Source organism: Stenotrophomonas sp. Br8 (assembly GCF_014763005.1).
GTDB classification, from domain to species: Bacteria; Pseudomonadota; Gammaproteobacteria; order Xanthomonadales; family Xanthomonadaceae; genus Stenotrophomonas; species Stenotrophomonas lactitubi.
This window is the reverse complement of record NZ_JACGTN010000020.1, coordinates 23354-42088: the sequence shown is the minus strand read 5'-3', so window position 1 is coordinate 42088 and position 18735 is coordinate 23354. Positions and strand designations below refer to the sequence as shown.

The following is an 18735-nucleotide window of genomic DNA, read 5'->3' as shown; positions in this document are numbered from 1 at the left end:
GCGCTCAGCGCGACGTGGCGCTGCCCACCAGGTCGTAACGCTCGATGCGGCCGACGCGCGAGACTTCGGCCTGCACGTCGGCACGCTGCTTGAGTTCGCGCCAGGCGGCATCAATGCGCACATCGCCCGGCAACGAGGGATACACGCGCATGTCCTGCAGGCTGGCCAGCGCGTCGCTGCGTTCCAACGGCGAGCGCAGCTGCTCGATCAGCACGGCTGCGGCCCCATCCAGATCACCTTCTTCCAGCAGCATCTCGCGATAGAAGAGCCGAGCGTCCTGGCGCTGGGCGACGATGACCGCACGTGCTGCGGCGGCAGCGGCGGCATCACCACGCTCGCGCGCGGCGGCGAAACGGATCAAGGCCTGTGCGGCCTGGCCATAGCCGCTTAGACCGGTCAGTGTCTCCATCGCGGCCTCTGCTTCCTGCGTCTGGCCGAGTGAGTTGAGCACGAAGGCCACGTTCATCTGGTGCTCCAGACCATCCGGCCCGAGCGCGCCGATGCGGGCGGCGAGTTTCGCCGTCGCCAGCGCTTCATCGGTGCGTTGCAGGCGCCGCAGTGCCGCGATGCGGCTGTTGAGCAGCCAGGCAATCCATTCCGCCTCGGCGGCAGGCGGCGATTGTCCTTCTGCGGCGGCCTCGGCCAGCGTATCGGTCAGCGCCAGGACTTCCTCGTTGCGATCCAGCATCAGCAGCGTGCTGCTGAAATCCACCATGCGTGCATCCAGGACGCGGTCCAGCAGGCCCGATACACGCAGGGTGTCCAGATGGGCCTGCGCGGCCTTGAGCGGATCGAAGCGTGCATCGGCACGGTCCACGTAGCGATCAAAGCGCTTGTCGCTGCGCAATCGGATCAGTTCGGCGGGGGTGTCGATGCGGACCAGTGTGGTCGGGATGGCATCGCCGCGCCCGTTGTCGGCCTGCAGCGTTGCCAACGCCAGCCACAGCCCGGTGGGTTCGCTGCCGCCGCTCTTCCAGCCGTTGTCGAACAGCGCCTGCAGCAGCGCCATGCGCTGCGCGGGCTGCTCGCGCAGGTGGTACTGCAGGTAGCTGATGGTGTGGTGGTCGATCGCCAGCGGGCTGTCGGCACGCGCCAGCGCCTGTGTCAGATGCTCGACCGCTGCTGCTGGTTGGTCATCGTTGAGGTCCAGCGACACCAGCGTGGTCAGGATGCTTGCATCGCCCGGCAACGCCAGCAGCGCCTGCTGCAGATAGCGCCGTGCCAGCGCGGGCTGCTTCTGCATGGCCGCCGTCCAGCCGGCAAACTGCGCGGCGCGGCCGCGGCGCTCGGCATCGAAGTCGGCCAGCAGCGGGCTCTCCATCAACCGTTGCATGGCGATCAACGCGGCCAGCGTGTTGCCGCTGCGCGACTGTTCGATGGCCGTATCCCACTGCTGCGCGTACGCGGCGTGCGCAGCATCCATCGCCGCATCGGACGGAGGCTGAGAGGTAGACGCGGGCGTCCGGGGCACGTTCGCCGAGGCGGTCGCGCTGGTCAGCGCGGCCAACAGCAGCGCGAGGAGTGGGGTGCAGCGGGGCATGGTGGGCCTCCGTCCATGGAACGGACATTGAACCTGCTGTGGCAGCGCAGGACAAGCGCTGTGAAACAGACCTGACCATCGGCCATGGCGCTGCACGTGCGCAGCGATTATCGTTCGTGCCTCTTCATGCAAGTACAGGCAAACGGGACGATGGCGCGGTGGCAAGGGATGGCGGTGGGTGCGGTGGTGGTGGCAACAGCGGTGGCCCTGGCGGCAACCTGGTGGGAGTTCCCCGCCTCCGGCCCGCAGGTGCCGGCTGGCCCTGTACCGACGCCGCTGGCGTGGACCGCACAGATCGAGCTGCTGGCCGGCGACGGCCATCCGGGTGATCGCGATGGCGCCTCGGCGCAGGCGCGCTTCGCCGACCCCTACGCGCTGCTGGGCAGTGCCGATGGCAGCGTCTATTTCACCGATGCCGGTGACAACAACCGCATCCGCCGCCGCCTGCCCGATGGCCGTATCGAAACGGTAGCGGGGCAGGGCGAGGGTCGTGTTGATGGGCCTGCCCTGCAGGCAAGTTTCAACACCCCTTCGGGCATTGCTGCCGATGCGCAGGGCAATCTGTATGTGGCCGACACCGGCAATCATGCGATCCGGCGCATCAGCACCGATGGACAGGTGACGACGCTGGCCGGTGGCCAGCAGGGCTTCGCCGATGGTCCCGCTGCACAGGCGCGTTTCGATGGACCGATGGGCATCGCCGTGGATGCGCAGGGACAGGTCTATGTGGCCGATACCTGGAACGACCGCATCCGGGTGATCGGTACCGATGGCAACGTGCGTACGCTGGCCGGCGGCGACCGCCCGGGCTTCGCCGACGCGCCCGATACCGACGCCCGCTTCGATACGCCGGTGGCGCTGGCCTTCGATGCGCACGGCGCACTGCTGGTGGCCGACCTGTTCAACAACGCGATCCGCCGCGTCGGCGCCGATGGCACGGTCAGTACCGCAGTCGGCAAGGGTGAGGTCATCAACGGCCCGCTGTCACTGGCCACCACGCACGACGGTGTGCTGTATGTGGGTGACCTGGACGGGCGCATCGTGCAGGTGACCCCGCAGGGCCATCAACTGGCGCTGCTGGGCAATGACCGCCTGCCACGCCTGGCGCGGCCCAGTGGCCTGGCCGTGGAGGCCGACGGTGCTCTGCTGGTGGCCGACTCCGCAGGCTATCGCCTGCATCGCCTGCGCCCGCTGCCGGTGGGTGAACTGCCTGCACCGGCGCTGGTGGGCCCGGCCTCAGACGCGGCGCTGCCGGACAGCGGTGGGCGCTGGCCGCTGGCACCACAGGACGGCTGGCATGAAGTGGTCGGCACGCTCGGCGAGGTGCGCGGCACCTTCCAGGGCGAGAGCCGCCACCACCTGCACGGCGGCTTCGACGTACGCGGCGATGTCGGCCAGACCGTGCTGGCGATAGCCGAGGGCAAGATCAGCAGCCCGATTGCCGCCTGGAGCCTGGGTGGGCAGGCTGAAGGCCTGGCCGTGGACCGGTTGAAGTACATCCACATGCGCGTCGGTCGTACGCCACGCGGCGAACCGTTCGACGCGCGCTGGCAGCCGCTGTACGCCGAAGACGGCACGCTGGAGCGCATCCGCGTACGGCGTGGCACGCGCATCCACGTGGGCGACCGTCTGGGCAGCATCAACAGTCAGGCGCACGTGCACCTGGCCGTGGGCAATGGTGGTTTCGAGACCAATGCAGTGGCGCTGGGATTCAAGGATTACGCGGACCACTTCGCACCGCGCATCACCGACGTGGCGCTGCTGGATGACAACGATCAGCCGCTGGCCGCCGGCACCGATGGCGTGGTGATGCTGGCCCGGCAGGGACGCGGCGTGCAGATCGTGGTGGAAGCCTGGGACCAGGTGGACAACAACCTGCCACGTCGCCGGCTGGGGCCGTACCAGGTGGGCTACCAGATCCTGGATGCCGCCGGGCAGCCGCTGCAGGGCTACGAGCAACCGCGCTGGAACATCGTCTTCAACCGCATGCCGCCGCAGAAGCAGGCGGTGAAAGTGGCCTATGCCCCGGACAGCGGCATCACCGTGCATGGCAGCGCAGTTACCCGTTTCCGCTATCTGGTGACCAACACCGTGCGCGATGGCCTGATGGAAACCGGTCGCTGGCAGCCGGCGGCGTTGCCGCCGGGCGAGTACATCGTGCGTGCCAGTGCGCGCGACTACAGCGGCAACGAAGGCGTAGGCCCGCGCGAGATCAGGGTACGGCTGCTGCCATAGCCGCAGCGGGGGCGCCGCAGCGTTCGCGCTCGGCGTCCATGTCTTCCAGCGGCCGCACCTCGATGCTGCCGAAGCGGGCCCACGGGAAGCCCTGCGCGATACGCATGGCCTCATCGCGGTCGTGGGCGACGATGAGGTTGAAGCCGGCCAGCAGTTCGCGGGTTTCGGCGAAGGGGCCATCGAGTACCCGGCTGTGTCCATCGCGCACGCGCAGCGTCTGCGCCGATTCGATCGGCTGCAGTTTCTGCGCGGCCAGCAACGTGCCCTCGGCCTGCAGTTTGTCGGCGTGGGTGAGGCAGTCGCGCATCAACGTATTGAAGTCGTCGATGGGCAGGGTGCGCAGCAGTGACGGGTCGATGTAGATCAGAAGCAGGTACTGCTGCATGGCGGAGTCCTGGCGGGGCGGGGGCCCATGATCGCGCAGGTTTGCGCGGGGGCATGCTGCACTGCGAAAGGCAGAGCGGGAAGCGCGCCTTCGGCGGGGATCGGCGAACGGCGGGGCCCCTCCGTGGTGGGGTGGGTTGGTCGCTGAAAGCTGGCTTCATGAGGGTGGGCCGGGCGGGTGGGATTGGCGGGGACGCCGTGAATCCGTCCCTGGAGGCTTAGCCGCGCCATCCATGGCGCGGATACCCCGCCAACCCCACCCGCCCGGCCCTAGACAGATTCCGGTGGCCGCACCACCACGGGAAATCACAAGCAAGAGCAAAAGCGGGTCGCTTCGCTCGCAAAGCCAAGGCAGCCCGCCAACTGCTGTTGCTGTTGATCTTGCTCTTGCTTCTGCCTTTTTCTTGATCTTCCCGTGGTGGATCGGAGGCAGGAACCTGTCCGTGGCCGGGCGGGTGGGTTGCGCAGGGGCGTAAGCGCCATGGATGGCGCGCCCGAGCCTACAGGGACGTATTCACGGCGTCCCCTGCGCAGCCCACCCTCACGGCCAACCCTCAGCAGCCCAGGGCTTCGAGCGACCACCCCGAGGGGCTTCGCCGTTGGCTGGATAGTCAGATACTCCGGAAACAAAAACGCCCCGGCGCAGGGCCAGGGCGTCTTCGTACGTCAGGTCAGGCAGGCATCAGAACTCCTGCCAGTCTCCATCGGCCAGTTCGGTGGCCATCGGGCGGCCGCCAGCGGTGCGACGGGCCGGCGGCGCGACCGGTGCCGGGGCGGCCGGTGCAGCAGCACGATGAGCCGGTGCGGCAGCACGCGGTGCCGGCGTGCGCGTGGCGACCACGACTTCGGCTTCGTCGACCACGAAGATCGATACCGCCTCGCTGAGATGACCTGCCTGTTCTTCCATCGCCCGTGCGGCGGCGGTGGCTTCTTCCACCAGCGCGGCGTTCTGCTGGGTGGTTTCGTCCATCTGCACCACGGTCTGATTGACCTGCTCGATGCCGGCGCTCTGCTCCTGCGAAGCAGCGGAGATCTCGGACATGATGTCGGTCACGCGCTGCACCGAGGCGACGATCTCGCCCATGGTGGCGCCGGCCTTGTGCACCAGCGCCGAGCCGTCGTTGACCTTGCCGACCGAGTCGTCGATCAAGCCCTTGATCTCCTTGGCGGCGGCTGCCGAGCGTTGGGCGAGGGTGCGCACTTCGCTGGCGACCACGGCGAAGCCACGGCCCTGTTCGCCGGCACGGGCGGCTTCCACCGCGGCGTTCAGCGCCAGGATGTTGGTCTGGAAGGCGATACCGTCGATGACCGAAATGATCTCCGCAATCTTCTTCGACGAGGCCTGGATGGCCGACATGGTGGTGACCACCTGGCCGACCACTTCACCGCCCTGCGAAGCCACGCCGTGCGCGCCGATGGCGAGCTGGTTGGCCTGGCGTGCGTGTTCGGCGTTCTGGCGCACGGTGGAGGTCAGTTCTTCCATCGAGGCGGCAGTTTCTTCCAGGTTGGCCGCCTGCTGCTCGGTACGGCGCGACAGGTCGCTGTTGCCCGAGGCGATTTCACCGGCGGCCGAGCTGATCGCGCGGCTGGACTGCTTGATGCGGGTGACGATCTCGCTCAGCTGTGCGGCGGTAGCGTTGGCATCGTCGCGCATGCGGGCGAACACGCCCTGGTAGTCACCGTGCATGCGCACGGTCAGGTCACCCTGCGACAGCGCGGCGAGCAGGCCGGAAATCTGTTCGATGCTGCCCGAGTTGGCGTCCAGCAGGCCATTGATCTGCTGGGCCAGCTGCAGGAAGAAGCCTTCCTTGTCGTTGGCATCGATGCGGCCGGACAGGTCACCGGCGGCGGCCTGGGCGATCACCCGTGCCACTTCGGCCTCGACCTGTGCTTCCTGGGTACGGTCGCGCCATTCCACCACGTAGCCGACGGTGTCGCCGTCTTCGTTGCGGATGGTCGACACGACCTGGGCGAACTGGGCATCGCCGTACTGCATCGGGCGGCGGGCAACGCCATGCTGCTTGAGGTTGGCCAGCAGCGTGTTGTCCATCTCGCCACGGTGCTCGAGCACCGTGACCGGCTTGCCGACCAGCGAGGCGTGGGCGTCGAAGTCGGGCAGGTCGCGGCGCAGCTCGTCCTGGTACTGGACCAGGGTCTGCTGCAGGGCGCGGTTGCTGTAGACGATGGTGTTGCTGGGATCGGTCAGGTAGACGCCGGTCGAGCTGTAATCCAGCGCGGTGCGGATACGCAGGTTCTCGCGGGCGATGGCCTGGTCGGTTTCGGTGCGCTCGCGCAGGTCGCGCTGCATGCGCTGCATGGCCTGCATCAGTTCGCCCACTTCGTCCTGGCGGCTGACGTCGATATGGCCATCGAGCTTGCCACCGGCGACGTCGTTGGCAACCGAAACGGCGCCACGCACGCTGCCGACCAGGGCGCGGGCGAACAGCCACACCAGCACCAGGCCGAGTGCGGCGCCGCCGAGCAGGGCGATGACGGTCAGCACGGCCGAGGCGGAGTAGGTGGAGGCGGCTTCGTCGCGCGAGGCGCGGGCGAGGCGGTTGTCTTCGGCGATCAGTGCTTCAAGCGCGGCGCCCGCCTTGCGGTGCTTGGTACGGGTCTCGCCGACGAAGGTATCGATCGCGTCGTCGGGCAGGTCCAGCTCCAGCATCTCGGTGACGCTGTCATAGGAGGCCAGCGCGTCCTTCCAGTCCTTGGCGAAGGTATCGAACAGCTTCTTCTGCTGTGCGTTGTCGACCAGCTTCGGATAGTCCTTGATCGACGTGTCCATGCTGGTCCGCAGTTCGGCGGCCTGCTTGCGGGCGTCTGCCTTGACGTCGTCGCTGGCGCGGATCAGCTGCTGGTAGGCGCTGTTGCGATACTCGCCGAGCATGCCGCGCATCTCGCCGGCCATGCGGATGCTTTCCATGCGTGAACCGGCCAGCTCGGTGGTCACGTTGTTCAGCGAATGCAGGCCACGATAGGCGACGATGCCCTGCAGCAGCATCACCAGCAAGAGGACACCGAAGGTCAGCATGAGCTTCGGCATCAGTTTCAGGTTGTTGATCCACGGCATGGGCGTTGCGATCTCCTAAGGCAGACGCGGCCGGGCACCGGGCCCGGTTGCAACAGCCACGCCGGCACGCTGGCCGGCGCGGTCTGACGGACAGCGGATTACTTGATGTTGGCCAGCTTCAGGCTGGACGGCGAGCTGACTTCGATTTCCGCACGCGACGCATCGCGCTGGATCTTGCCGATCACGCACACGGTCTTGCCTTCCAGGGTTTCCAGCGGGAAGGAGAACTTGCCGCGGTTCTCGCCGGCGATACGGGCCGAGAAGGTGTGGCGCGGGAAGGCGCCGCCCATGTACAGGAAGGTCGGCTGGCCTTCGGAACCTTCTGCGAAGCGGGCCTTTTCGACCTTGCCGCAGACCATGCCGTCCTTGCCGACGGCGCGCGGTGCCATCTCCGGCGGAATCATCTCGGCCGACTGCGCGAAGGCGGAGGAAGCGGTGGTGGCCAGGACGGCAGCCGAAACGAACGCAAGCAGGGACTTCATCGGGGTGATTCTCCGGGGATGGTGATGGTGGATCCGGCCTTGGCGCGTTCCTGCGCGACCGGCTTCTGTCCCCCTATCGGCGTGGATGGGGGGAACTGAAGGGCTGCGTAACAGAAACGTGAAGAAGGTCCGTTTGATCAGGCGGCAGCGTCTTCGACGACGTGGGTCTGGCCCATGTCGGCGCTGTCCAGCAGGGTTTCGATATCCAGCAGGATCAGCATGCGGTCATCGTGGGTGCCGATGCCGGAGATGAAGCGGGTATCCACGGCTGCACCGAATTCCGGGGTCGGGCGGATCTGCTCGGCCGACAGCGGGATCACGTCGGAGACGCTGTCGACCACGATGCCGACCACGCGGTCTTCCACGTTGAGCACGATCATCACGGTGAAGGCGTCGTAGCGGGCATCTTCCAGGCGCAGCTTCAGGCGCAGGTCGATCACCGGCACGATGGTGCCGCGCAGGTTGATGACACCCTTGATGTAATCCGGGGCATCGGGGACGCGGGTGACGGCGTCGTAGCCACGGATTTCCTGCACCTTGAGGATGTCCACGCCGTAGTGCTCGGCACCGAGGGTGAAGCTGAGGAATTCGCCATCGGCGCCGGCGGCGGAGCTGTTCTTGTCGTTCATCGAGGGGTCCTGGTTCTGCCGGAAGTGCCGGTGTCAGGCTCGATATCGGCCCCGTAATGGGGGACTTTAGGCATCCATCCACGCATGGCGTGGATCTACTGGGGAAGGGTAGTGCCGGCCGCTGGCCGGCAGATGCCGTTGTGGGTGTGTCAGAGCTCGCCGTTGCGGCGCGCCTTGCGCTGGCGGTCGATGCGGAAGATGTAGCGCTGGATGGCGCTGTCGCCGCCGCGGGGCAGTTCGTCGAAGCGCATGCCGACGCGCTTGACCTCGGTGCCGTTGGGCAGGCGTTGCGGCAGCAGGTTGCAGACCACAAGGTCGATCTGCAGGTCCGGGCCATCGGGCATCGACAGCTGTGCCCGGTAGCGCTGCTGCAGGCTGAAGATCGCGCAATCGACGGGCACGGTCACCGCCAGGCCGCCGCCACTGATGTCCACCACCCGCATCGACAAGGCTTCGGCGCGGGCCTCGCCAGGGGGCAGCAGCAACTGCGGTGAATCGGTGATGGGGGTCTCCAGCCGGTACATTTCACGCCGCTGCAGGTGCACCAGCTCCTCGGGGAACGGTGCCCGGAAGGCGACATGGCCTTCATTGTCCACGCGCTGCAGGTCGTGCAGGCGGAAACGCACCATTACCCGTTCCAGCTGGGCGAAGCAGAGCAGGTGGTCGGCCTGTTCGGCGGCGCGGTTGGAGGCTTCCTGCGGGCTGCCATCGAGCAGCAGGATGTCCTCGTCGTCGTCCAGTTCGAGCAGGGCAGTCGGGAAGGAGCGATCGCGCCCGTCGATATGGGCGTTGATCAGTGATCGCTGCTCGATCAGGGAACGCAGCAGCTGCCGCACCTGGCGCGGATTGCGGACCAGAAAGCGATCGTCGGCGGCGTCGGCCGCATGGACTTCGGGCGGTGCAGTGTCGTGGCCGTCGGACATGGAATCTGTGGTCAGGGGCGGGCGCCGACGCGTGTGGGCGCCTGGCTCGAAAGAAGTATCGGCTGCGGTGCGGATTTATGTAGCACCGGACGCGTTCGACGGCTTCGTTGTGCCATGCCGGAGGCCGAAGGGCAAGCTGGACGCTGGGGCCGGGCATGGCCCGGCGCCACCTGTCCGCTGTCGGGGTGGCGCAGGGCCACCCGGTGCTGCGATCAGAACTCCTGCCAGTCACCGTCGCCGGCCAGCGCCGGCTGTGCAACGGGCTTGCGCACGCGCGATGGCGTCGCGATGGGGGCGGGTGCCGCTTTGCGCGGAGTACCGCCGGCTGCGGCCATCGCTGCGCGCGGCATCGCAGTGCCTGTGCTCGGTGCGGCCAGGCGGAAGCGTGCGACGGCCTCGCCCAGCTGCGCGGCCTGGTCTTCCATCGCCCGCGCTGCAGCAGTGGCTTCTTCCACCAGCGCGGCGTTCTGCTGGGTGGTTTCGTCCATCTGCACCACGGTCTGGTTGACCTGTTCGATGCCGGCCGACTGTTCCTGCGAGGCGGCGGAAATCTCGGCCATGATGTCGGTCACGCGCTGCACCGAGGCGACGATCTCGCCCATGGTGCTGCCGGCCTGGTGGACCAGGCTGGAGCCCTCGGCGACCTTGCCGACCGATTCGTCGATCAGGCCCTTGATCTCCTTGGCGGCGGCGGCCGAGCGCTGGGCGAGAGTACGTACTTCGCTGGCGACCACGGCGAAACCGCGACCCTGTTCACCGGCACGGGCGGCTTCGACCGCAGCGTTCAGCGCCAGAATGTTGGTCTGGAAGGCGATGCCATCGATGACCGAAATGATCTCGGCGATCTTCTTCGAGGACGCTTCGATGGCCGACATGGTGGTGACCACCTGGCCGACCACTTCGCCGCCCTGCGAGGCCACGCCATGTGCGCCGATGGCGAGCTGGTTGGCCTGGCGCGCGTGCTCGGCATTCTGGCGCACGGTGGAGGTCAGTTCCTCCATCGACGCGGCGGTTTCTTCCAGGTTGGCCGCCTGCTGCTCGGTGCGGCGCGACAGGTCGCTGTTGCCCGAGGCGATTTCGCCTGCGGCCAGGGTGATGCTGGAGGTGCTGGCCTGGATCTGGCTGACGATCTGGGTCAGCTGGGCGACCGTGGTGTTGGCATCATCGCGCATACGGGCGAACACGCCATGGAACTGGCCGTCCATGCGTGCGGTCAGGTCGCCAGCGGCGATCGCCTGCAGCAGCTGCGACAGCTGGCCAAGGTTGCCGTCGGCGACCTGCATCATGCTGTTCAGCTGCTCGATCATCACGCGGAAATCGTGATCGAAGCGCTGTGCATCGCCACGCTGGCTGAAATCGCCGGCGGCAGCAGCCGACGCCAACTGCTGGATCTGCGTGTTGATCGCCAGCAGGCTGGCCTTGGCCGCATCCATCGATTCGTGCAGGATCGCGCGGCTGCCCGGCAGGCGGCGTGCATCGGGGGCGAGGTTGCCGGTGGCGTACTGGTTGAGCACGTCGATGGCATCGCGGATCGCATCGAGGTGTTCGAAGATCACCGTGTTGATGCCGCCGGCAAGCTGCCCGTAGACGCCCGGGAAGTCTTCCGGAATGCGGTGGCTGATATCGGGGCCGGCATGCATCTGTGCCATCAGCTGGGTCTGCTCGGAGAAGCGACGCAGCATCGCGGTCATCTCCGCGGTGGCCGCCAGCATGCGGCCCGCTTCATCCTTGCCGGTGGCCTGGGTGGTGAGGCTGAGGTCGCCGCGGGCGACGGCCTGGATGGCATGCACGGCCTTGCCCAGCGGACCGACCACGGCGCGCGAGATGATCACGGCCAGGGTGGTGGCGACCACGACCAGCAGCACGATGGCAGCGATGATGGCCAGCATGCTGTTGCGGTGAGTGGCATTGGCGGCGTCGATCTTGCCCTGCATCAGCGAGCTGCTGTAAGCGCCCAGTGCCTTGAGGTCTTCGAAGGCCTTGCGGCGCAGCGGACGCGACTGTTCGTCGGAGATCTGCCGGGCCACCTCACCATCGCCTGCGGTGGCAGCTTCGCGCAGCTTGGTGTTGGCGGCGAAGTAGCCATCGACGTCGGCCTGCACGGCCTGGTACAGCGCGCGCTCCTTGGCCCCGGCCGGCAGCGCGGCGTAGGCCGCCAGCTGTTCGCGCACCACCTTGGCGGTGTCGCTCATGCGCTTGTTGTAGTCGGCCACTTTCTCCGGCTGGTCCAGCATGCTCAGCTGGGCCAGTTCGTAAGTGCGGAATTCACCCAGCTGCGAACGCACTTCGCCGAGGTACTGCACCGACGGAATATCGTTGGAGGCCATCGCGCTGAGCTGCGCATTGGCTTCGGACAGGCGGAGCAGGGCGAACGCACCCAGCACGACGGTCATCAGGGTGGTCAGGGTGAATCCCACAGCCAGCTTGCGGGCGATGGGCAGATCGTGGAACCACTTCATGCAGGGTGCTCCAAGGTGGGCAGAATGCCGGCGGCGGAGCCGCTGGCAAAAGGTGGTTGCAGGAGGGAACGGTCGTGCCGGGTGGGGGTTCGGTGACTGCCGTCATGTCGAGATAGCGGCGCTTGTGCGGCGGACTTTATGGACCTGTGTCACATTCGCTGGCGTAGGGAGATACAACGCAAAGCACGCCATGGCGGGGCTTTCGCATCGATATCGTGGTTTCAGGGGAAACCATGCGGACGATGGAGTTCACAGTGCGCGTTGACGGAGTTCACAGTGGATCGCGCGCACCCCTGTCAGGTCCAAGCGGGAACGCCGTTGTGCACGCGCGCAAACAAAAACCGCCGCCCCGGAGGGCGGCGGTCAGGCACAGCGCGTGGGGCGGCTCAGGCGGCCTGCGGCACCCGCAGCGAACGCACCAGGCCACCGATGTCGACGATCAAGGCGACGCGGCCGTCGCCGAGGATGGTGGCGCCGGACACACCGCCGATGCGGCGATAGTTGTTCTCGATGTTCTTCACCACGACCTGCTGCTGGCCGACCAGTTCGTCCACTTCCAGCGCGATCTTCTGGCCATCGCCTTCCACCACCACCACCAGCGATTCGCTGCCGGGGGCGCGCTGGCCATAGCCGTAGTATTCGCTCAGCGACAGGATCGGCAGGTATTCGCCACGCACGCGCAGCACGCGGCCTTCGCCGGCCATGCTGCGGATGTCGTCGGGCTGCGGCTGCAGTGCTTCAAGCACGTAGGCCAGCGGCAGGATCAGGGTTTCGCCGGCCACCGCCACGGTCATGCCGTCGAGGATGGCCAGGGTCAGTGGCAGCCGGATCAGCGTACGGGTGCCGGTGCCGAGGCCACTTTCAATCTGCACTTCGCCACCCAGCGCCTGGATGTTGCGGCGGACCACGTCCATGCCCACGCCGCGGCCGGACAGGTCGGTGACCGCGTCGGCGGTGGAGAAGCCGGGCTGGAAGATCAGGTCCCAGACCTGCGAATCGGTGGGGTTGTCCGGCACGGGCAGGCCGCGTTCGTGCGCCTTGGCCAGGATCTTCTCGCGGTTCAGGCCGCGGCCGTCGTCGCTGACTTCGATGACGATGTGGCCGCCCTGGTGCGAGGCCGCCAGGGTGATCGTGCCGGTCTCGTCCTTGCCGGCATCGCGACGCACGTCCGGCATTTCCAGGCCGTGGTCGATCGAGTTGCGGACCAGATGCACCAGCGGATCGGCGATCTTCTCGATCAGGCCCTTGTCCAGCTCGGTGCCTTCGCCGATCGTGCGCAGGCGCACGTGCTTGCCGAGGCGGCCGGACAGGTCGCGGACCAGGCGCGGGAAGCGGCGGAACACCGCATCGACCGGCAGCATGCGCACGCCGATCACCGCTTCCTGCAGGTCGCGGGTATTGCGTTCAAGCAGGTCCAGGCCAGCGAACAGGCTCTCGGCATGGACCGGGTCCAGCGCGTGCGAGACCTGCTTGAGCATGGCCTGGGTGATGACCAGTTCGCCGACCAGGTTGATCAGTGCATCGACCTTGTCGACGCTGACGCGGATGGAGGTTTCCGCTTCCTGGCTGGCGCCGGTGCTGGCCGTCGGTGCGGCAGCGGCGGGTGCGGCGGCGGCCACCGGCGCGGCAGCCGGTGCCTGCGTGGCCAGGCTTGGCGGTGCGGCCGGACGGATGTCCAGTTCGCAGTCGTCCAGCACCCAGGCGAAGGTATCTTCGATCTTGCTGCGCGGCACTTTGCCGACCAGGCCCAGATCCCACGCAAGGTGGGCTTCGAGCGGGTCGAGCTGGGCAAAGCCAGGCAGGCGATCCATGCGCGCGGCCACCTGCAGCGAACCCAGGTGTTCCAGTTCGCGGATGATGCGCAGCGGGTCGTTGCCGCTCATGAACAGCGACGGCGCCGGGGCGAAGCCGATCTGCCAGGCTTCCGGCGTGTCGTCGACCTGGCTGGCGGCAGCAGGTGCAGCAGCGGCGGGCGCCTGGCCGGACAGCACCGATTCCAGCCGCGCCTTCACCGCAGCAACCGCTGCGGGATCGGCGGGCTGGCCGTGCTCGGCCTCGCGCAACAGGGCGCGCAGCACGTCCACCGACGACAGCATCGCATCGACGGCGTTGCCTTCCAGTGCGCGCTTGCCGGCACGCAGCTCATCCAGCAGCGTCTCCAATACGTGGGTCAACCCGGCGATGGCATCGAAGCCGAACGTGCCTGCGCCACCCTTGATGGAGTGGGCGGCACGGAACACCGAGTTGATGATCTCCGCGTCCTGTTGTCCCGATTCCAGGGCCAGCAGGCCAGCCTCCATGGCGTCGAGGCCTTCGCGGCTCTCCTCGAAGAAAGTGGCGTGGAAGCGTTGCAGGTCCATGCTCATGGCAGTGGCGATCCGGAAGCGGAGAGGGGGAGCAGTGCGGGGCGATCAGCCCAGCACTTTCTGCACGGTGGCGACCAGCTGTTCGGGATTGAACGGCTTGACCAGCCAGCCGGTGGCACCGGCGGCCTTGCCTTCGGACTTCTTGTCCGCGGCCGACTCGGTGGTCAGCATCAGCATCGGCGTGAACTTGTAGTCGGGCAGCTGGCGCAGTTCGCGGATCAGCGCGATGCCGTCCATGTTCGGCATGTTGACGTCGGTGACCACCGCATTGAAGCGCTGGCCCTTGGCACGTCCGAGCGCGACCGCGCCGTCTTCAGCTTCTTCGACGGCAAAACCGGCCGAGGTGAGGGCGAAGGAAACCATCTGGCGCATCGACGCCGAATCGTCCACCACCAAGATACGTGCGCTCATGCAGCGTTCTCCACAGATTTCAGGTTGTCATGGGTTACGTCCAGGCCCAGGGCCTGGGTGACGCCCAACAGGCGTGCAGCGTCACGGAAGGTTGCAGTGCAACCGTGGAAGCCAGTGCCCAGGCCTGCCTCGCGGCGGGCCTGTACGAAGGCACACAGCACCTGCACGCTGGCGGTGTGGATGCGACCGACCTGGCTTGCATCCAGGGTCAGCTCGCCTGCTTCCGCCACCAAGGGCGAAAGGCGGTTCTTGAGCTCGGTGCTGCTCTCGATGCCGAGATCCTCACCCAGTTCGACAGTGCTCATCGTTGCTCCGGACAAACGGTTCCAGCATTCATAACGGCACCGCGGGGCGGTTCTTTAGGGTGGGTATCGGCGCTGAGCACCGATTCACCCCAGCAGCTGCGTGGCGTCGAGCAGGATCATCGGCCGCTGGCTGATACGGGCCACGCCGCGGAACAGGTCATTGGAGATCTGGCAGATGCGTGCGGTATCGGGCGGTTCGATCTGCGAGTCGGTCAGGTTGGCGACGTCCTCCACGGCCGACACACGCAGGCCCAGGGTTTCGCCGTTCTCTTCGAGCACGACAATGCGGGTCTGCGCGTCATCCTCGGCGGACGCCGCGCCCAGGTGCAGGCCGAGATCCATCACCGGCACCACCTGGCCGCGCAGGTTCATGATGCCGAGCATTTCCGGTGCAGTGCCGCGCAATGGCAGCAACGGCACCGGCAGTACCACTTCCTGCACCTTCAGCAGCTCCAGCGCATAGGCCTGGGTGCCGCAGCGCAGGCGCAGCCAACGCGACGTGCGTTCGCCGGCGCGGCGGTTCTGCGGGTGCGGGCTGCTGGCGGGCTGATGCGCCTGGGCCTGCAGCTCCTGCCAGGTGCCGGGGCGGTTGCTGGATGGGGTGTCCACCGCGACCCGCGGCGGTGGTGCGACGGCGGCGCGCGCCATCGACGGCATCGGCGCAGGCGCGGGGCGCGCTGCGGCCTTGGCAGCTGCCGGCGCGGCGATGGCAGGCACCGCCTCGCCCTCGGCGGCGGCTTCGAAAGCCGCCTGCAGTCCGGGGCTGTCGGTGTGCGCGAGGCTGTCGGCGGCGTCGGTTTCGTAGATCACTTCGTCCGGCAGGTCATCCCAGGTGGGTTCCGGCGCGGGCGGTGCGACAGGGGCAACGGCCACGGGCGCGGTTTCATGGACGACTTCGGCCGGCAGATCGTCCCAGGTCGGCTCGCGGTCGGCGTCGACCGCAGGCGCGGTAGCGGCGTCGAAAGCGGCCTCGAGGGAGGCGTCGTCACTGGCAGGGGTGCCCGCGACGGTGTCGGTTTCGTAGATCACTTCAGCCGGCAGATCGTCCCAGGTCGGCTCGCGCTCGGAGTCGACCGCAGGCGCAGCAGCGGCGTCGAAGGCGGCCTCCAGGGCCGCATCATCATTGGCCGGTGCGACCGCAACGGTGTCGGTTTCGTAGATCACTTCAGCAGGAAGGTCGTCCCAGGTGGGCTCGCGCTGTGCATCGGCCGCTGCACTCGTCGGGCGTGGCGTGGCATCTGCGGCGACCGGTGCGACCGGTGCCACGGCAATGTCGCCGAGCAGCTCGTCCAGATAGTCATCCAGCATGCCGGTGGTGTTCATGCCGCCTGCTCCAGGGCACGTGCGTCCTCGCCAAGGATCCAGTTCAACGCGCGCCGATAGGCCGCCAGGCCACGGCCCGGGTAGTCCTCGCCGATGCTCGGCAGGGTCAGGCCGGCCGCATTGCTGATGCGGGTGTCGATCGGAATCGCATCTTCCCAGACGCGGCTTGCGTGGCGGTCCTGCATGGCGCGCAGCGATTCATTGCCGGTGCGGGTGCGGCGGTCGAACAGTGTCGGCAGGATCGAGATCGGCAGCGGGCGGCGTCGTGAACGCTCCACCATCTCGCCGGTGCGGACCATGCCATCCAGACCGTGTAGGGCCAGCGGCTCGGCCTGGGTGGGGATGATCAGGCGATCAGCCGCGGCCAGCGCGTTGATCATCAGCAGGCCCAGGGTCGGTGCGCAGTCCAGCAGGATGTAATCGTGCTGGCCCTGGTGGCGGGCGAGGGCATTCTGCAGTGCCAGGCCGAGGCCGGGCTGGTTGGCGCTGCGCCGTTCCAGCGTGGCCAGCGAGGCCTGCGCGCACACGTAATCGAGTCCGCCGATGTTGCTGGCGTGGCTGAGCGTGGACAGGTCGGCTGGTGGTGCGCCGAACAGTTCCAGCACGCCGGCCGGTGCCGGTTCGATCGGTACACCGAAGGCGCGGGTCAGCGACGCATGCGGATCGAGATCGATCAGCAGCACGCGGTGGCCGAGCGCGGCCAGGCCGCGACCGAGGGCGAGGGTGGTGGTGGTCTTGCCGACTCCGCCCTTCTGGTTGGCGACTGCCCAGATGCGCATCGGATTACTCCTTCATTGCCGGGGGAACGGCGGCGCCGACACGGCTGCCAGCCGGCACCGGTGGCAACTGCACCGGTGCGATGGGGGAAGTGGGGGTGGTGGCCGGCGCTGCGGCGGCCTGTTCGCTCGCGTTGCGGGTGGCCCCGGTGGCGGCATTCAGGCGTTCGCCGAGCGGGTCCACCGAATGACTGGTGTCGGCCAGGATGATGACCATCACCCGCCGGTTGCGGTTGCGGCCCTGCGCGCTGTCGTTCTCTTCGCGTGGGCGGAACTGGCCGTAGCCCACCATCGCCAGCCGCGACGGCTGCACGCCCTGGTCGGCAAACAGATGCACAACACTGGCCGCGCGACCGGCCGACAGTTCCCAGTTGGACGGGAAGGTGGCGGTGGCAATCGGCACGTTGTCGGTGTGGCCTTCCACGCGCACGCTGTTGGGCACGTCGCGCAGCACGCCGGCCAGGCTGGCCAGGGTGTCGCGCGCATGCACGTCCAGCGCTGCCGAGCCGGTCGGGAACAGGATGTCGCTGTTGATCTCGACTTCGATCCACAGCTCGGTGCGGCGCACGCTGATCATGCCGCGGTCGATCAGGGGTGCCAGCGCAGCGGTCAGGCGGTCGGCGATGCTGTTGAGCTGGCGCTCGGCACGCGCGATCTGCTCCTGGTTGTGCACCGACACCGGCATGCGCATCTGCGAGGCCATCGCCGGCAGCAGGGTGGGGTCGTGCGACGGCGCGGGAGCGGACGGCCCGATCTTGGTGCCCGATTTGATCACCGACGGGCTGTCCCAGCCGCCGCCCTGCACCTGCTTGTTGCCGACCTGCACGGGATTGATGGTGCGCGGCGCACCACCGAAGGCATCGGTAAGGGCGTCGGCCATGATCCGGTACTTGCCCTCGTTGACCGAGGAGATCGCGTACATGACCACGAAGAAGGCGAGCAGCAGCGTCATCAGGTCGGCATAGGGAATGGCCCATGCTTCGTGGTTGGCGTGCTCTTCGTGGTGCTTGCGGCGGGCCATGTCAGTGCAGGAAGCCGGAGAGGTTGGTTTCGATGTTGCGCGGGTTCTCGCCCTGGGCGATCGAGATCAGGCCTTCGATGACCATTTCGCGGTCGCGCGAGTTGTGGGCGATCACGCCCTTCAGCTTGGCGGCGATGGGCAGGAACAGCAGGTTGGCCGAGGCGATGCCGTAGATGGTGGCGGTGAACGCCGCGGCGATGCCGTGGCCCAGCTTGCTCGGGTCGGCGAGGTTCTTCATCACCGCGATCAGGCCGAGCACGGCGCCGATGATGCCCAGCGTAGGCGCATAGATGCCCATCGCCTCAAATACCTTGGCGCCGGCCTGATCCTGGTGTTCCTGGCTGCCGAGTTCGATTTCCAGCATGTGCCGGATCGATTCGGGTTCCACACCGTCCACCAGCAGTTGCAGGCCCTTGCGCAGGAACGGATCACGCTGCGCTTCCACCTGCGATTCCAGGCCCAGCAGGCCCTGGCGGCGGGCGATGTTGCTCCATTCCACGATCTGCTGGATCAGTTCACGACGGTCGCTGTGCGGCGGGCGCACGACCCAGCGCACGATCTTGAACGCATGCTTGAACACCGCCGGCGCGGTATGCAGCAGGATGGCGGCGATGGTGCCGACGATGACGATCACAAACGCCGCAGGCGACCACAACGACGCCAGGCCGGCGCCCTTGAGGATGCTGCCACCGACCAGCGAGGCCAGGGCGAGGAAAAGTCCAATGAGGCTGAGTCTATCCATGGGTCCGGTATCGGCTTGTATGAATGGGACTTGAGACACCGGGAGAATCTGGTGTAACGGAGTTCA

Annotated in this window: 14 protein-coding genes and 1 pseudogene; 1 reads left to right on the top strand and 14 read right to left on the bottom strand. The window is 67.4% G+C overall.

Annotated features, from left to right (window positions below; translation table 11 throughout):
• Nucleotides 1-4 precede the first annotated feature (4 nt).
• Nucleotides 5-1540: a hypothetical protein gene (locus H3005_RS17510; RefSeq protein ID WP_191078661.1), complete on the bottom strand. Its 1536-nt coding sequence runs from the start codon at nt 1538-1540 to the stop codon at nt 5-7.
• A gap of 150 nt (nt 1541-1690) precedes the next feature.
• On the opposite strand from H3005_RS17510, the gene H3005_RS17505 reads away from it, so the two are divergent.
• Nucleotides 1691-3775, top strand: a complete 2085-nt coding sequence (locus H3005_RS17505) for an SMP-30/gluconolactonase/LRE family protein (RefSeq protein ID WP_191078660.1) — start codon at nt 1691-1693, stop codon at nt 3773-3775.
• Here the strand turns inward: H3005_RS17505 and H3005_RS17500 are convergent.
• From H3005_RS17500 to H3005_RS17440, 13 genes and pseudogenes are all read right to left on the bottom strand, one after another.
• A complete protein-coding gene (locus H3005_RS17500) occupies nt 3753-4160 on the bottom strand; it encodes a YciI family protein (RefSeq protein ID WP_191078659.1) in 408 nt (135 codons plus the stop codon). The two genes, H3005_RS17505 and H3005_RS17500, sit on opposite strands and share 23 nt — an antisense overlap.
• Before the next feature lie 681 nt (nt 4161-4841).
• Complete coding sequence (locus tag H3005_RS17495; RefSeq protein ID WP_191078658.1) at nt 4842-7232, bottom strand: methyl-accepting chemotaxis protein; 2391 nt, start codon at nt 7230-7232, stop codon at nt 4842-4844.
• 98 nt (nt 7233-7330) lie between these two features.
• Nucleotides 7331-7714: a hypothetical protein gene (locus H3005_RS17490; RefSeq protein ID WP_025878966.1), complete on the bottom strand. Its 384-nt coding sequence runs from the start codon at nt 7712-7714 to the stop codon at nt 7331-7333.
• Nucleotides 7715-7851: 137 nt separating this feature from the next.
• Nucleotides 7852-8343, bottom strand: coding sequence for a chemotaxis protein CheW (locus H3005_RS17485; RefSeq protein ID WP_099818377.1), 492 nt, complete (start codon nt 8341-8343; stop codon nt 7852-7854).
• A gap of 149 nt (nt 8344-8492) precedes the next feature.
• Entirely contained in the window at nt 8493-9266 is a 774-nt protein-coding gene (locus H3005_RS17480) for a flagellar brake protein (RefSeq protein ID WP_100552461.1), read from the bottom strand.
• A 212-nt stretch (nt 9267-9478) separates the two neighbouring features.
• Nucleotides 9479-11725 carry a methyl-accepting chemotaxis protein gene (locus H3005_RS17475; RefSeq protein ID WP_191078657.1) on the bottom strand — a complete coding sequence of 749 codons (2247 nt, stop codon included), beginning with the start codon at nt 11723-11725 and terminating at the stop codon, nt 9479-9481.
• Nucleotides 11726-12111: 386 nt separating this feature from the next.
• Nucleotides 12112-14091 carry a chemotaxis protein CheA gene (locus H3005_RS17470; protein ID WP_100552463.1) on the bottom strand — a complete coding sequence of 660 codons (1980 nt, stop codon included), beginning with the start codon at nt 14089-14091 and terminating at the stop codon, nt 12112-12114.
• A 45-nt stretch (nt 14092-14136) separates the two neighbouring features.
• The gene (locus tag H3005_RS17465) at nt 14137-14502 is read right to left on the bottom strand and encodes a response regulator (RefSeq protein WP_025878971.1); all 366 of its coding nucleotides are present in this window, start codon (nt 14500-14502) and stop codon (nt 14137-14139) included.
• The gene (locus H3005_RS17460; protein WP_100465280.1) at nt 14499-14807 is read right to left on the bottom strand and encodes an STAS domain-containing protein; all 309 of its coding nucleotides are present in this window, start codon (nt 14805-14807) and stop codon (nt 14499-14501) included. Before H3005_RS17460 ends, H3005_RS17465 begins: the two co-directional genes overlap by 4 nt.
• 84 nt (nt 14808-14891) lie before the next feature.
• Nucleotides 14892-16130, bottom strand: a complete 1239-nt coding sequence (locus H3005_RS17455) for a chemotaxis protein CheW (RefSeq protein WP_191078656.1) — start codon at nt 16128-16130, stop codon at nt 14892-14894.
• The gene (locus H3005_RS17450; RefSeq protein ID WP_025878974.1) at nt 16127-16909 is read right to left on the bottom strand and encodes a ParA family protein; all 783 of its coding nucleotides are present in this window, start codon (nt 16907-16909) and stop codon (nt 16127-16129) included. The genes H3005_RS17455 and H3005_RS17450 overlap by 4 nt, the downstream gene beginning before the upstream one ends.
• Before the next feature lie 172 nt (nt 16910-17081).
• Nucleotides 17082-17927, bottom strand: a pseudogene (motD, locus tag H3005_RS17445) (flagellar motor protein MotD); the annotation flags it as partial.
• A gap of 1 nt (nt 17928) precedes the next feature.
• On the bottom strand, nt 17929-18669 hold the full coding sequence (locus H3005_RS17440) for a flagellar motor protein (RefSeq protein ID WP_089240989.1): 741 nt from the start codon (nt 18667-18669) through the stop codon (nt 17929-17931).
• Nucleotides 18670-18735 lie beyond the last annotated feature (66 nt).